Below are 15462 nucleotides of genomic sequence, written 5' to 3'. Positions count from 1 at the left end.
CCGGTTCAGCGGCGGGCCGCGTAGAGTACCGTTCGCTGTAACCGGTTGTCAGGCTCTGGCTACTCAAGCAGATTCTTAACCATCAGTGCCGTCTTCTTTAGCTCTGCCGAATCGAGGCCCCTGCCGTCCTCCTCGGTCGACGTGAAGAGCGTCTTGCCCTCAGCGAAGCCGTTCTTTCTGTACCAAGCTTGCTTCCACTCCCAGCCCCGCTTGTAGTCGGGGCGGCTGAGCATGCCGAGGTGCTCCCAGACGAGCAGGTCGCCGTCGGCGGTAACGAACGAGAAGTCGGGGCGCAGGCGGCCCGCTGCGGTCGTCCCGTCGAGCACTCGCTCGTACTCGTAGGGGATACCGAGCTGGAACAGCATGTTTGCGATGACCAGCTCCGACTTGCTGCGCACCAGGTGGCCCTTCTCGGTCCGGTGGATCAGGTGCTCGGCGAAGGGCACAGTGTCGTCGGCGGCGCGGATGACGCTATGGAAGATATTCGTGTTGCGGCGCGCGGTTTCCGAGCGCTCCGGACGCGTGAGGTCGAAGAGCACTGTCGCGTCGTCGCCCTCGATGAGGAGCACGAGCTGTTCACGCGAGCGCGTTAGCGCGGTGTACACCAGCTCGCGCGAGAGCAGCCTACTGTTCTTCGGCAGGATGACGAAGACCTTCTTAAACTCGCTGCCCTGCGACTTGTGGACGGTGAGGGCGTAGGCCAGCTCGAGGGGAGCGTAGCCGTTGGAGAACTGGTTGGGCCAGTAGTCGAAGGTCAGGTTCGGCCGCCCGGCGAACACGCCCTTGAGCATATTCTTCACCTTCGACATCAAGGCGACTTCGCCGTTCGCGATGTAGTGCTCCTCGCTCGCGCGCTCGACCCAGTTGTACGCCTTGCGCCGCTGGTTCGTGGTCTGGATGACTTTGTCCTTAGCGACGATAGTCTCGTCGCCAAGGCTCACTCCCCAAAGCGTCGCTGCCGCCTCCAGCTCCTTCGCGCGGAACTGCCGCTGCACCCAGCGATTCAGGTCGTGGACGCCGTGCGGGTGCATGCGGACCGGCGACAGGATCTGCCAGCGCTCGGAGCCCTCCGGCGCGTCGAACGGGACCCAGCCCTTGTCGTCGAGACCGAGCGCCGTGTCGAATCCGGCGACGTCGCTTGGGCCGCTCAGCCCGAGGTGCCGCTGGAACGCCGCCAGGAGCTGTGCACGCAGCTCGTCGGGCGTCTTCCACAACGCGATCTCGAGGTCGTTGAATTTCTCGCCCAGCTCAAGGCCGCTGAGCACACGGTCGGCGTCGACGGGCTGCTGCTCGCGCGTGAACCAAGACGCGAGACGGAGCGCGTCCGAGGCCGACGAGGACGCCGCTGCTGCCGCGCGGACCTCGACCGAGAGCCTGGCGAGCGCATTGCCGAGCGGCGTGCCGTTCTCCCCCTTCACTTCCGTGGTTTCGAGGTACGAGACGAGATCGGCGAAGGGACGCCCCACGCCGATGGGCGGGAGCTGGTTCGGATCGCCGACGAGGATGACGCGCTGCACGTGCGCGAGGTCGAGCGCTTCGAGAACGGCGACCAGGTCGTCCATCGTGAGCATCGAGCACTCGTCGATGACGACAGTCTTTTCCTTCCGGTACTTGTCCTTGCCGTCGAACTTTGGCCGCTGGCGAGAGCCGTCGTAGCGACCAAGGCGATGAAGGAACTGCGCGACGGTCATCGCCTCCGCGCTAGTCGCCTTGCCGAGGCGCACGCGCGCCTTTCCGGTCGGCGCGAGCAGCAGGATGCCGTCCTTCGTGAGCGCGTCGCAAAGCATGAGCGCGCCCATGACAGACGTCTTGCCCGTGCCCGCGCGTCCGACGAGAACGCTGAGACGCCGTGAGAGAAGCCGCTCAAGGGCGACGGCCTGTTCGTCGATGGCCTGCCGGTGGATCTCGTTCGCCTTGTCGAACTTGCCGCCCGCCTCGGAGATAGCTGTGACGAGCAGCTTCCGCCAGTCGGCCGTGATGGGCGCCGCAGCCTTCGCTGCACGCTTGCCAAGCACGGAGCGAAGTCGGTCCTCGCGGCCCTTTAGTTCCGTGAGCTGGAGCGCCGCCGTCGGCGCTCCTTCCGCAGCGGGGATGTCGATGAGCTCGACGACGCCGGCGAGCGTCGAGCGGTTCGTGCTTGGCCAGTCCGAGCCGATGACGCACGGGTGCGCGAGGTCGAGCGATCTCACTCGCTGAAGCGCTTCGGGCACGCTGAGGAGCGCGTCGCCGTTCTCGGATGCTTCACGCAGGATCGCGACCAGCGCAGCGCGCAGGCGGCGCGCGTCGTTCGGCGAGCCCACCTTCGACGGCGCCGGGACCGGGTGCTTCGCGGCGATGGTCGCGTCGGGAAGCAGCCCGCGATCGATGACGCCGACGGACACCGGTGAGTCGTTCCAGTCGCCGAGATCCACCTCGCTTATGCGGTACGGGTTCGCGAGGATCTCCTCGTCGGTCACCTTCGCGGCGGTGCCTTTCGCGCGTTCCTTGGGGTCGAACCAGCGGAGCGCCTGCTCTGAGGTGAGCGCGAAGCGCGAGAGCAGCTTGAGCAAGGCGCGACGCTCATCGGCGAGGTCCGTCCATGTCTCGCGGATCGCCTTCAGGTCCTCGGTGTATGCAGGCTGTGGAGCCTTCTGTTTGCCGCGAAGGATCGCGTCCACCGTCGGCCACGGGTCGGCTTCGGCCTTCACCGTTCCCGACGACCGCAGCTCCAGCGCGAGTGCCGTCCCTAAGCGCATTCCCAGCGCTTCGAGCACAGGGCCGAGCCCAGGGAACGCCCCTCGGTCCTGCCACGCTTGGGCGATTTGCTGGTTGAGCCACTCCTCGCGGCGCTCCCACGGGCCTTTGGCGATGCCATGCACGCGGATCTTCCGCACCGATTCGAGGCAGCGCACCAAGGTCGAGAGAGCGATGTCTGCGGGGGCGAGTTCGGCGGCGTAAGAGAAGACCCGAACGTGTGCAGGGTCGGCGGGCACTGCGATCTCGCGAAGGAGCCGTTCGCGCCGCGCGTCTTCGCTGGCGTCACCCGTCGGTTCCAAGTAATCGTGGTACGGGAGCAGGAATCCGTCCTCGCCATCGGGCCGGATTGTGTGGCGAATGAGCAGGTCCCACATCAAGTGCGTGGGCTTCTTCTTCGAGACGTCGTAGGCCTTCGGCTGGGCAACATTGGCGATCCTTCCGACGCCCATTACCAGCCGCGAGAAGGTGTCGCCGAGCGGCTGCCCTTCCTTGCAGTAGAAGAAGACCAGCGAGCGCTCCGCCGTGAGGCGGCTCGTGAAGAGCTTGAGGATTGCCTCCTGGCGCTCGCGCCCGAAGACCCACGGGCTATTGAATGGAGCTTCCTCGTCGAGGGGAAGCGGCGTGGGCAGTCGAGCGTCGATCGCCTCCTGTTCGCTCTTGAGCATCCACGCGAACGGCACGACGAACGTAGCGTACGACGGGATCTTCACCAACGTCGGCTTCAGGTGCCCGTGCGTCTCCTCGGCCTTCTTGATGCCCGCGTACGGGTGAACGAAGCGCCGGGCCCATTCCTCGTCGTTCATGAACGCGCCCGACTCCGCCTGGCAGGCAGGCAGCACGTCAGGCTCAAGCGTGCTCCATCGCTTGCCAGCGATCATGTCTTCGCGCGCGTCGTCGCGCTCCTCGCGGATGCGGTCGAGTGCGGCGCAGAACGAGTTGCACGATGGATGACGGCAGACCGATCCGTTCCAGCGGGAGTCGTGCCAGGCTACGCGTGCGGTCAGGTGGAACACTACCATTTGCTCTCCATGCGTCTAGCTATCTATTTGGACGGCAAATCGCGATTATCACCCGACTACCACCGTCTGCACGTTGCCGCAATCGGGCGTTCAGTAAATGCCGTGGCCGCGTTCCCCGCGACCTGAAGCAGCCTTGAACCGGTGCGTCAGTTCCTTTCGTCTACCAATGTCATAAATTAACCGCTCGATCCGTCCGCGTGTAACCAATTGATTTGTGTGGGAATAGTCTGTGGTCTTTGCGGACTTCCGACGGAGCAGGGAGAGAGGGGCCGGAGAGAGAAATGGCCGGGAGAGAGTGGTAAGTGGCCCGAAACGGGCCGGCTGGCTCGTCGGTGAAGTCCACAGGCGTTTGCAGGAACTCCCACGGGTGCGCGGGAGCCGGGGCGAGCAGACAAGAAAAAACCCCAACCGAGAACGGTTGGGGTTCGAATTTTGGTGGAGGCGGCGGGAATCGAACCCGCGTCCAGAAGCGCTCCACGACTAGTTCTACATGTTTAGTTCAGTCATTTGATTTAACCGCAGCGACGCGGACGAACACGCTGCACTACGGCGATTCGCTAGGTTTTCGACCCTGGCGTCGCGACGCCGACAGGGCTTAACTGACGTAAATGACCTCTGGCGGTATTGCTACCGGTCTTGCGACACTAGCCCGTCAGTGAACTAGGCAGAGGACGGCGGCCGTTAGGCTGCCAGTGCGAACGTATCGTCGTTTGCAGTTACGATTTTCCCATTGATTAACGAGGTGACGGGTCCTCGACATGCCCTAGCCGCTTCACAACCCCTGTCGAAACCAGGTCGCCCCCGCGGATCAGATCAAACATTATAGCCCAACATCGCGCAGCAGTTCGCGCAGTTCCTGCGTCGTGCCGACGAGATGCTGCGCCTGCCAGTCGGCCGGCGCGGCGCCGTCGCCGCAGTAGCCATAGGCGGCGGCGACCGTCGCCATGCCTGCCGCGCTGCCGGCCTGGATGTCGCGAAGATCATCGCCGACATAGACGATGCGCTCGGGCGCGAGGGTCATCTGCCCTGCTGCATGCAGCAGCGGGGCCGGATGCGGTTTCGAGTGCGGCGTTGTGTCGCCCCCGACGATGCAGGCCGCGCGCGTCGCGAGGCCGAGCAGGTCGGCGAGCGGCGCGGTGAGACGCATCGCCTTGTTCGTGACGATGCCCCAGCGCACGCCGCGCGCATCGAGTTCGTCGAGCACATCGCCGATGCCGGGGAACAGCACCGTGTGCACGCAGATGTCCGTCGCGTAATTGGTCAGGAACTCGTCGCGCATCGTTTCATAGCCGGGCGATTGCGGGTCGATGCCGAATGCGCCGCCGAGCAGGCCACGTGCACCGGCCGATGCCAGCGGCCGCAGTACGTCGAGCGACGTTTCGGGCAAGCCGCGCACGCGCTGCATCTTGTTGACGGCGGCGGCGAGATCGGGCGCCGTGTCGGCGAGCGTGCCGTCGAGGTCGAACAGCACGGCATCGCAGTGCAGCAGGCGCGGCTCGTCGAGTGCAGGCCGGCCGGTCGAAAGGAGAGTCGTCATGCCGGTCGAAAGGTCAGACGCCGCGGCGGCACGCGACGAGATAGTTGATGTCGGTGTCGTTCGACAGCGCGAAGCGCTTGCCGATCGGGTGATAGGTGATGCCCTTGATCTCCACGATGTGCAGATCGGTCCCGCGCACGAAACTCGCCAGTTCCGACGGGCGGATGAAGCGCGCGTAATCGTGGGTGCCCTTCGGCAGCATCTGCGCGATGTACTCCGCACCGATCACCGCGAACAGGTAGGACTTCAGGTTGCGGTTCAGCGTGGAGAAGAATACCCAGCCGCCCGGCTTCACGAGCGTCGCGCACGCGGCGACGATGCCGGCCGGCGATGGCACATGCTCGAGCATCTCCATGCACGTGACGACGTCATAGGTGGCCGGCTCGCGTTCGGCGATCGCTTCGGCGGCGATCGCCTCGTAATCGACCGTGATGCCGCTTTCGAGGCTGTGCAGGTCGGCCACGCCGAGCGCTTCGGTCGACAGGTCGATGCCTTTCACCTGCGCGCCGAGCCCTGCCATCGATTCGGACAGGATGCCGCCGCCGCAGCCGATATCGAGCGCGCGTTTGCCGGCGAGGTGCGCATGTGAATCGATCCAGCCGAGCCGGACCGGGTTCAGGTCGTGCAACGGCTTGAATTCGGCATTCGGATCCCACCACCGATGGGCGAGGTCGCTGAATTTCTGGAGTTCGTGCGGATCGGCGTTGGTCATGTCGGCAAACGGGCTACGGAAGGAGGGCGGTGCGTCGATACGTCAGCCCCGAGTATATAAGGGGGCGCACAACGAGGCCAGCGAGCGCCTGGACGGGCGTCAAAGAAAAAGCCCCGCCGGAGCGGGGCTTTGAAGCAGTCGAAAACCGCGGCTTACTGCGCCGGAACGGTCGTCTTCTGGACTTCTTGCGTACCGACCACTTCGACTTCCACGCGGCGGTCCGGTGCGAGGCAGGCGATCAGTTGCTTGCGGTTCTTCTGGTTGCAGCCGGTCGTGACCGGGTTGCGCTTGCCCTTGCCTTCCGTGTAGATCTTGTTGGCCGGGACACCCTTGCTGACCAGGTACGACTTGACAGCTTGCGCACGGCGCAGCGACAGACGGTCGTTGTACTTGTCCGAACCGATGCGGTCCGTGTAGCCCGTTGCGACGACCACTTCCGTGTTCATGCCTTCGATCTTCGAAGCCAGTTCGTCCAGCTTTTGCTTGCCCAGCGGCTTGAGCGTTGCCTTGTCGAAGTCGAACAGTGCGTCGGCCTGGTACGTGATCTTCTGGCTGGTGATGGCCGGAGCCGGAGCCGGAGCGACCGGCGGCTGCGGTGCCTGGGCGACCAGTGCGCCATCGCACTTTGCGTTGGCGGTGGCCGGCGTCCAGAACGCGTCACGCCAGCAGAGCTCGTTCGTGCCGTTCATCCACACCCATTCGCCCGTGCCGTTCACCCAGTTGTCGTTGACGGCTTGACGCGACGCCGGCACCGACTGTGCCGAAGCGGATGCAGCCATAACTGCGGTAGCTGCAATGAACGCGAGCTTTGAAAGTTTATTCATATTTCTCCTCTCGAAATTGAGATTACCGCAGGTTTACTGCGAGCTTGTTGACGGTGACAAGTCATACATTGCTCGAAGTATAACATTGGTGCGGCACAAAAAACGCGGCACCGCTCTGTGTAGACTTCGAGCAGCGTCTAACTTTCAGTGCGTTGGCATTTTGCCATATCGTTCCCTTCCTACGAAAAAAAATCCTCCCCACCCTAAGATCGCTCCAACTTTGTGGTGCATGCGCAACACCCGCTGCCGTAACTTTTAGGGATTGTCAAGAGCGTGCCCGCGAAATTGCGCGAAAGGCCGCAAGTGTTTACTCGCGTGCGTGACACGAATTGGCGCGATGCCCGAACCGCCTGAAGGGGGGCGATCGCGGCCGGTTCCAGGTGCCGCCGCCTTGGCCGCGATTTTTGCTGTTTACATATAGAGGGGGCGGCGAATCGGCGGCTGATGGGCGCATGTTAGAATCTCGCGTTGCGTTGCGCATGCAGCGCCCACGCGAAAGGCGTTCGCCGTCTTCGCTCCGAAACGATACGGATACATGGATCAATTCGCCAAAGAGACCCTGCCCACCTCCCTAGAGGAGGAAATGCGCCGTTCGTATCTCGATTACGCGATGAGCGTGATCGTCGGACGTGCCCTTCCGGATGTCCGCGATGGCCTGAAGCCCGTGCACCGGCGCGTACTGTTCGCGATGCACGAACTGAACAACGACTGGAACCGCGCGTACAAGAAGTCGGCGCGTATCGTCGGCGACGTGATCGGTAAGTATCACCCTCACGGCGATACCGCGGTGTACGACACGATCGTGCGGATGGCGCAGGACTTCTCGCTGCGCTACATGCTGATCGACGGGCAGGGCAACTTCGGCTCGATCGACGGCGACAATGCCGCGGCGATGCGTTACACCGAAATTCGCATGGCGAAGATCGGTCACGAGTTGCTCGCCGACATCGACAAGGAAACGGTCGACTTCGAACCGAACTACGACGGCAACGAGACGCAGCCGTCGGTCCTGCCGTCGCGCATCCCGAACCTGCTGATCAACGGCTCGTCGGGCATCGCGGTCGGCATGGCGACCAACATTCCGCCGCACAACCTGAACGAAGTCGTCGACGCGTGCCAGCACCTGCTGAACAACCCGGAAGCGACGATCGACGAGCTGATCGAGATCATCCCGGCGCCGGACTTCCCGACGGCCGGCATCATCTACGGCGTCGCCGGCGTGCGCGACGGCTACCGCACCGGGCGCGGCCGCGTCGTGATGCGCGCGGCCACGCACTTCGAGGAGATCGACCGCGGCCAGCGGATGGCGATCATCGTCGACGAGCTGCCGTACCAGGTGAACAAGCGCTCGCTGCTCGAGCGCATCGCCGAGCTCGTCAACGAGAAGAAGCTCGAGGGCATCTCCGACATCCGCGACGAGTCCGACAAGAGCGGCATGCGCGTCGTGATCGAGCTGAAGCGCGGCGAAGTGCCGGAAGTGGTGCTGAACAACCTGTACAAGGCGACGCAGCTGCAGGACACGTTCGGCATGAACATGGTCGCGCTCGTCGACGGCCAGCCGAAGCTGCTGAACCTGAAGGAAATCCTGCAGTGCTTCCTGTCGCACCGACGCGAAGTGCTGACGCGCCGCACGATCTACGAACTGCGCAAGGCCCGCGAACGCGGCCACGTGCTCGAAGGTCTTGCCGTTGCGCTCGCGAACATCGACGAGTTCATCGCGATCATCAAGGCCGCGCCGACGCCGCCGATCGCGAAGCAGGAACTGATGGCGAAGCCGTGGGATTCGTCGCTCGTGCGCGAGATGCTGACGCGCGCCGAGAGCGAGAACGCGGCGGCCGGCGGCCGTTCCGCATACCGTCCGGAAGGCCTGAACCCGGCGTTCGGGATGCAGACCGACGGGCTGTACCGCCTGTCCGACACGCAGGCGCAGGAAATCCTGCAGATGCGTCTGCAGCGCCTGACCGGCCTCGAGCAGGACAAGATCATCGGCGAGTACCGCGAAGTGATGGCGCAGATCGCCGACTTGCTGGACATCCTCGCGCGCCCCGAGCGGATCACGACGATGATCGGCGACGAGCTGACCTCGGTGAAGGCCGAATTCGGCGACGCGCGCCGCTCGAAGATCGAGCTGAACGCGACCGAGCTGAACACCGAGGATCTGATCACGCCGCAGGACATGGTCGTCACGATGTCGCACGCGGGGTACGTGAAGTCGCAGCCGCTGTCGGAGTATCGCGCGCAGAAGCGCGGCGGTCGCGGCAAACAGGCGACGCAGATGAAGGAAGACGACTGGATCGAGACGCTGTTCATCGCGAACACGCACGACTACATCCTGTGCTTCTCGAACCGCGGCCGCGTGTACTGGGTCAAGGTCTATGAAGTGCCGCAGGGCTCGCGCAACTCGCGCGGCCGTCCGATCGTCAACATGTTCCCGCTGCAGGACGGCGAGAAGATCAACGTCGTGCTGCCGGTCAAGGAATTCTCGGCCGACAAGTTCGTGTTCATGGCGACGTCGCTCGGCACCGTGAAGAAGACGCCGCTCGAAGCATTCAGCCGCCCGATGAAGAAGGGCATCATCGCGGTCGGCCTCGACGAGGGCGACTACCTGATCGGCGCCTCGATCACCGACGGCGCGCACGACGTGATGCTGTTCTCCGACGCCGGCAAGGCCGTGCGCTTCGACGAGAACGACGTGCGTCCGATGGGCCGGGAAGCGCGCGGCGTGCGCGGCATGCAGCTCGAGGACGGGCAGCAGGTCATCGCGCTGCTGGTTGCCGGCAGCGAGGAGCAGACCGTGCTCACCGCGACCGAGAACGGCTACGGCAAGCGCACGCCGATCACCGAGTACACGCGCCACGGCCGCGGCACGAAGGGGATGATCGCGATCCAGACGTCCGAGCGCAACGGCAAGGTCGTCGCCGCGACGCTCGTCGACCCCGAGGATCAGATCATGCTGATCACGACCGCCGGCGTGTTGATTCGTACGCGTGTGTCCGAGATTCGCGAGATGGGCCGCGCCACGCAAGGTGTTACACTCATCAGTCTCGATGAGGGTACCAAGCTCTCCGGCCTGCAGCAGATCGCGGAAGCCGAAGAGGGCGATGGCGAGGCCGACGAGGCGTCGGACGGCGAAGCCTGAAGAACGGATGAGTCTCGAGCCGCCGCGGGCGAAAAGCGCCGCGGTCGGCGAGCAACCATTCATATTTCCAAAAGGGAGTGATGATGCAAAAGCAATTCAAGCAACTGGTTCTGCTGGCTGCACTGGTGCCGACGTTCGCGATGGCGCAAGCGCTGTCGAATTCCGCACCGGCTGCGACCGCGGCAGCTGCGCCGATCGACGCCGACAAGAAGGCAGCGATCAAGGATCTGCTCGACGCGATCGACGCGCCGAAGCTCGTGTCGGCTATCGGCAACAGCGCCGAGATGCAGGCAAAGCAGCTCGTGCCGGCGATCCTGTCGGACGCGCTGTCGGAAAACAAGTCGCTGAACGACAAGCAGAAGCAGGCCGCCGTGCCGACGCTGCAGAAGAACGCGGTGCCGAAGCTGGTTGACGGCGCGGGCAAGGTGTTCGGCACGCAGCAGTTCCAGAACGACGCGATGTCGGCTCAGTACGACGCATACGCGAAGTACTACAGCACGTCGGAGATCAAGGATCTGACGACGTTCTACAAGAGCCCGACGGGCCGCAAGTTCATCCAGGTTCAGGACCAGGTTGGCCGCGACGTGGTCAACGGCCTGATGCAGAAGTACATGCCGCAAGCGATCCAGGCGACGCGCGCGCAGGCTGACAAGGAAGTCGCGGCAGTCAAGCCGGGCAAGTAAGCCGTCCGGGCACGCCGCCCGGCCGTTCGGCCGGGTTTGGCGGGAGCCTGATGACAGTGCGATAATGGCCGTTTGCGCGCGAGCGCAAGCGGCCATTTCTTTTCTGGCGCGGTTCTTTCTGCCGGCGGCAAGCCGGTCGCGTCCCTCCCGAGGTTTTCACGATGCGCGTCTTTAATTTCTCCGCCGGTCCTGCGGCGCTCCCCGAGGAAGTGCTGCGGCAGGCCGCCGACGAAATGCTCGACTGGCACGGCAGCGGCATGAGCGTGATGGAGATGAGTCATCGCGGCAAGGAATTCATGTCGATCCACGAGGCGGCGCTGACCGACCTGCGCGAGCTGCTCGATGTGCCGGCCAGCCACCGGATCCTGTTCCTGCAGGGTGGCGGCATCGCCGAGAACGCGATCGTGCCGATGAACCTGCTCGGTTCGCGCAAGACCGCCGACTTCGTCGTGACGGGCTCGTGGTCGCAGAAGTCGTTCAACGAAGCGAAGAAATACGGCACGCCGCATCTGGCCGCATCCGGCAAGACCGCCGACGGTTTCACGCGCGCGCCCGCCCGCGCCGACTGGCAGCTGTCGGACGATCCGGCTTACGTGCATCTGTGCACGAACGAGACGATCGACGGCGTCGAGACGTTCGAGATTCCCGACCTCGGCGACGTTCCGCTCGTCGCAGATGTCTCGTCGCACATCCTGTCGCGCCCGATGGACGTCGCGAAGTACGGCGTGCTGTTTGGCGGTGCGCAGAAGAACATCGGGATGGCCGGCGTGACGGTCGTGATCGTGCGCGAGGATCTGCTCGATCGCGCGCTGTCGATCTGCCCGTCCGCATTCGAATGGAAGACCGTCGCCGAGAACAACTCGCTGTACAACACGCCGCCCACCTATGCGATCTACATCGCGGGCCTCGTGTTCCAGTGGTTGAAGCGGCAGGGCGGCCTCGAGGCGATCGAGGCTCGCAATATCGAGAAGGCGAAGCTGCTCTACGACACGATCGATGCGAGCAGCTTCTATCTGAACAAGGTCGAGCCGGCGGTGCGTTCGCGGATGAACGTGCCCTTTTTTCTGGCCGACGAAACGCGCAATGAAGACTTCCTCGCCGGCGCAAAGGCGCGCGGGCTGCTGCAGCTGAAGGGCCACAAGTCCGTCGGCGGCATGCGGGCGTCGATCTACAACGCGGTGCCGCTCGAGGGCGTGAAAGCGCTGGTCGAGTACATGAAGGACTTCGAGCAGCGCGGCGCCTGAAGGCGGCGCTGTTCAAACAGCACGGCAAAACGCATGGACGACGAACTGAATTCCCGCCTGAAACCGTTGCGCGACCGCATCGATGCGATCGACGCGCAGCTGATCGCGCTCCTCAACCAGCGCGCCGCGGTGGCGCTGGAGGTGGGCGAGGTCAAGAAGCACTTCAACGCGCCGGTGTTCCGGCCGGAGCGCGAGCTGCAGGTGATCACGCGCCTGCAGGACATGAGCGCGGGGCCGCTCGCCGGCGAGCACATCAGCGCCATCTGGCGCGAGATCATGGCCGCGAGCCGCGCGCTCGAACAGACGATCCACGTCGCGTTCCTCGGGCCGGTCGGCACGTACAGCGAACAGGCGATGTTCGAGTATTTCGGCCAGTCGATCGAGGGGCTGCCGTGCCCGTCGATCGACGAGGTGTTCCGCTCGGTCGAGGCAGGCGCGACGGCATTCGGCATCGCGCCGGTCGAGAATTCGACCGAAGGCGCGGTGTCGCGCACGCTCGACCTGCTGCTGCAGACGCAGTTGCTGATCAGCGGCGAGCTCGCGCTGCCGATCCATCACAACCTGCTCACGCAGAGCGGCACGCTCGACGGCGTGACGCGTGTCTGCGCGCATGCGCAGGCGCTCGCGCAATGCCAGCAGTGGCTCGCCGCGAATGCACCGCAGCTCGAGCGGCAAGCGGTGTCGAGCAATGCGGAGGCCGCGCGTCTCGCGGCGGCCGACCCGAGCGTCGCGGCGATCGCGGGTGACCGCGCGGCCGCGCACTACGGGCTGCAGATCGCGTTCTCGCTGATTCAGGACGATCCGCACAACCGCACGCGCTTCGTGATCGTCGGCAAGCAGCCGGCCGGACCGAGCGGTCACGACCAGACCTCGCTGATCGTGTCGGTGAAGAACGAGCCGGGCGCGGTGTTCAAGCTGCTCGAACCGCTGGCGCGGCACGGTGTGTCGATGACGCGCTTCGAGTCGCGCCCGGCGCGGGTCGGCACGTGGGAGTATTACTTCTACATCGACATCGAAGGGCACCGGGACGAGCCAGCCGTGGCCGCCGCGCTCGCGGAGCTCGGCCAGAAGGCCGCGTTCCTGAAGGTGCTCGGTTCGTATCCGCGCGCGCGCTGACGCGCAGCGGCCCGTCGCCTGCACCCCGCGGGCGGCGCGGCGAAGCGGGCAGGGCAGGCCGGGCGGCGCTGCCCAAGGCGGGTTCGGGCGGTATCCGGCGCAGGTCGCGCCGGGTGCCGGCCTGTTGCCCGGGATCTGGACTTCCGTGCGCGGGGCGTCATTCCGCGCGCGTCACTTGGCTCTTGTCGTGTCAGGCTTTGCATTCAACAAACTGGTCATCTTCGGCGTCGGCCTGATCGGCGGATCGCTGGCGCGCGCACTGCGCGAGCGTGCACCGGGCGGCGCCGGCGAAGTCGTCGGCGAAGTCGTCGGCGTCGGTCGATCGCGTGCGTCGGTCGAGCGCGCGCTCGCGCTCGGCGTGATCGATCGCGCGGCGGCGCTCGACGACGATGCGCAAGTGCGCGATGCGCTTGCCGGCGCCGATCTCGTGCTGCTGGCTGCCCCCGTCGCGCAAACGGGTCCGTTGCTCGCGCGCATCGCGCCGTGGCTCGACGCCGCGACGATCGTCACCGACGCGGGCAGCACCAAGTCCGATGTCGTCGCGGCGGCCCGCGACGTGCTCGGTGCGCGGATCGCGCAATTCGTGCCGGGCCACCCGATCGCCGGGCGCGAGTCGAGCGGCGTCGAGGCCGCGCTGCCGGATCTGTACGTCGGCCGCAACGTCGTGCTGTGTCCGCTGCCGGAGAACGCGCCCGACGCGGTCGCGCGGATCGATGCGATGTGGCGGGCGACCGGCGCCGACGTGCGCACGATGAGCACGGCGCAGCACGATCGCGTGTTCGCGTCGATCAGCCATCTGCCGCACGTGCTGTCGTTCGCGCTCGTCGAGCAGATCCTCGGCGAGACGGATGCCGAACTGAAATTCTCGTATGCGGCGGGCGGTTTCCGCGACTTCACGCGGATCGCGGCGTCGAGCCCGGAAATGTGGCGCGACGTGTGTGTCGCGAATCGCGCGGCGCTGCTCGACGAGCTCGATGGCTACACGCGCGTGCTCGCCCGGCTGCGTGCGGCGATCGACGCCGGCGACGGCGCGGCGCTCGAAGCCGTGTTCACGCGCTCGCGCGCTGCACGCAAGGCATGGCAGGAACGTGGCGCGCAGCCCGCTGCCGAACCGGTCAAGAAATAACAGGAAACAGGACGACTCCCATGGACTATCTCGATCTCGGCCCGTATTCCAGTGCATCGGGCACCGTGCGCCTGCCCGGCTCGAAAAGCATCTCGAACCGCGTGCTGCTGCTCGCGGCCCTTGCCGAAGGCGACACGACGATCACCAACCTGCTGGATTCCGACGACACGCGCGTGATGCTGGATGCGCTCGGCAAGCTCGGCGTGAAGCTCGCGCGCGAGGGCGACACCTGTGTCGTCACCGGCACGCGCGGCGCGTTCACCGCGAAGACTGCCGACCTGTTTCTCGGCAACGCGGGCACCGCGGTGCGACCGTTGACGGCGGCACTCGCGGTCAATGGCGGCGACTATCGCGTTCACGGCGTGCCGCGCATGCACGAGCGGCCGATCGGCGACCTCGTCGACGGCCTGCGGCAGATTGGCGCACAGATCGACTACGAACAGAACGAAGGTTTCCCGCCGCTGCGGATCAAGCCTGCGACGATCACGGTCGACGCGCCGATCCGCGTGCGTGGCGACGTGTCGAGCCAGTTCCTCACGGCGCTGCTGATGACGCTGCCGCTCGTAAAGGCGAAGGACGGCAGGATCGTCGTCGAAGTCGACGGAGAACTGATCTCGAAGCCGTACATCGACATCACGATCCGGCTGATGGAGCGCTTTGGCGTGACCGTCGAGCGCGACGGCTGGCAGCGCTTCGTCGTGCCGGCCGGCGTCCGCTACCGTTCGCCGGGGCGCATCATGGTCGAGGGCGATGCGTCGTCGGCCTCGTACTTCCTCGCGGCCGGCGCGCTCGGCGGCGGCCCGCTGCGCGTCGAGGGCGTGGGGCGCGCGAGCATCCAGGGCGACGTCGGCTTCGCGAATGCGCTGATGCAGATGGGCGCGAACGTATCGATGGGCGACGACTGGATCGAGGTGCGCGGCGTCGGCCACGACCACGGCAAGCTCGAGCCGATCGACATGGACTTCAACCTGATTCCCGACGCGGCGATGACCATCGCGGTCGCGGCGCTGTTCGCGAGCGGCACGAGCACGCTGCGCAACATCGCGAGCTGGCGCGTGAAGGAAACCGACCGCATCGCCGCGATGGCGACCGAGTTGCGCAAGGTCGGCGCGATCGTCGAGGAAGGCCCCGACTATCTGGTCGTCACGCCGCCGCAACAGCTCACGCCGAATGCCGCGATCGACACGTACGACGATCACCGGATGGCGATGTGCTTCTCGCTCGTCAGCCTGGGCGGCGTGCCCGTGCGGATCAACGATCCGAAGTGCGTCGGCAAGACGTTCCCCGACTATTTCGACCGCTTCGCCGCGCTCGCCAAGGCCTGAT

General features: G+C 65.3%; 10 protein-coding genes and 1 other RNA gene. 6 read left to right on the top strand and 5 right to left on the bottom strand.

Annotation, left to right across the window (positions count from 1 at the left end):
• Positions 1 to 59: 59 nt before the first annotated feature.
• From DIE06_RS08905 to ompA, 5 genes are all read right to left on the bottom strand, one after another.
• On the bottom strand, positions 60 to 3755 hold the full coding sequence (locus tag DIE06_RS08905) for an AAA family ATPase (RefSeq protein WP_124661097.1): 3696 nt from the start codon (positions 3753 to 3755) through the stop codon (positions 60 to 62).
• Between the two features lie 433 nt (positions 3756 to 4188).
• Positions 4189 to 4558: a transfer-messenger RNA gene (gene ssrA / locus DIE06_RS08900) on the bottom strand.
• A gap of 17 nt (positions 4559 to 4575) precedes the next feature.
• Positions 4576 to 5292: a phosphoglycolate phosphatase gene (gene gph / locus DIE06_RS08895; RefSeq protein ID WP_124661096.1), complete on the bottom strand. Its 717-nt coding sequence runs from the start codon at positions 5290 to 5292 to the stop codon at positions 4576 to 4578.
• Positions 5293 to 5305: 13 nt separating this feature from the next.
• Positions 5306 to 6004 (bottom strand): bifunctional 2-polyprenyl-6-hydroxyphenol methylase/3-demethylubiquinol 3-O-methyltransferase UbiG, encoded by a 699-nt coding sequence (gene ubiG, locus DIE06_RS08890; protein ID WP_124661095.1) that lies wholly within the window; start codon positions 6002 to 6004, stop codon positions 5306 to 5308.
• Between the two features lie 152 nt (positions 6005 to 6156).
• Positions 6157 to 6828 carry an outer membrane protein OmpA gene (gene ompA / locus DIE06_RS08885; protein ID WP_124661094.1) on the bottom strand — a complete coding sequence of 224 codons (672 nt, stop codon included), beginning with the start codon at positions 6826 to 6828 and terminating at the stop codon, positions 6157 to 6159.
• A 535-nt stretch (positions 6829 to 7363) separates the two neighbouring features.
• Here ompA and gyrA point away from each other — a divergent pair.
• The 6 genes from gyrA (at position 7364) to aroA (ending at position 15461) form a co-directional block, all read left to right on the top strand.
• On the top strand, positions 7364 to 9967 hold the full coding sequence (gyrA, locus tag DIE06_RS08880) for a DNA gyrase subunit A (protein WP_124661093.1): 2604 nt from the start codon (positions 7364 to 7366) through the stop codon (positions 9965 to 9967).
• An 83-nt stretch (positions 9968 to 10050) separates the two neighbouring features.
• A complete protein-coding gene (locus tag DIE06_RS08875; RefSeq protein ID WP_014897732.1) occupies positions 10051 to 10650 on the top strand; it encodes a DUF2059 domain-containing protein in 600 nt (199 codons plus the stop codon).
• Between the two features lie 161 nt (positions 10651 to 10811).
• Positions 10812 to 11894 carry a 3-phosphoserine/phosphohydroxythreonine transaminase gene (serC, locus tag DIE06_RS08870; protein ID WP_124661092.1) on the top strand — a complete coding sequence of 361 codons (1083 nt, stop codon included), beginning with the start codon at positions 10812 to 10814 and terminating at the stop codon, positions 11892 to 11894.
• A gap of 33 nt (positions 11895 to 11927) precedes the next feature.
• Entirely contained in the window at positions 11928 to 13010 is a 1083-nt protein-coding gene (pheA, locus tag DIE06_RS08865) for a prephenate dehydratase (RefSeq protein WP_124661091.1), read from the top strand.
• A gap of 187 nt (positions 13011 to 13197) precedes the next feature.
• On the top strand, positions 13198 to 14136 hold the full coding sequence (locus tag DIE06_RS08860) for a prephenate dehydrogenase/arogenate dehydrogenase family protein (protein ID WP_124661090.1): 939 nt from the start codon (positions 13198 to 13200) through the stop codon (positions 14134 to 14136).
• Between the two features lie 20 nt (positions 14137 to 14156).
• Positions 14157 to 15461: a 3-phosphoshikimate 1-carboxyvinyltransferase gene (gene aroA, locus DIE06_RS08855; RefSeq protein WP_124661089.1), complete on the top strand. Its 1305-nt coding sequence runs from the start codon at positions 14157 to 14159 to the stop codon at positions 15459 to 15461.
• The last annotated feature ends 1 nt before the right edge of the window (position 15462 follow it).

This window comes from Burkholderia sp. Bp8998 (genome assembly GCF_003854235.1).
Classification (GTDB): domain Bacteria; phylum Pseudomonadota; class Gammaproteobacteria; order Burkholderiales; family Burkholderiaceae; genus Burkholderia.
This window is presented reverse-complemented; position numbering and strand designations above follow the sequence as displayed.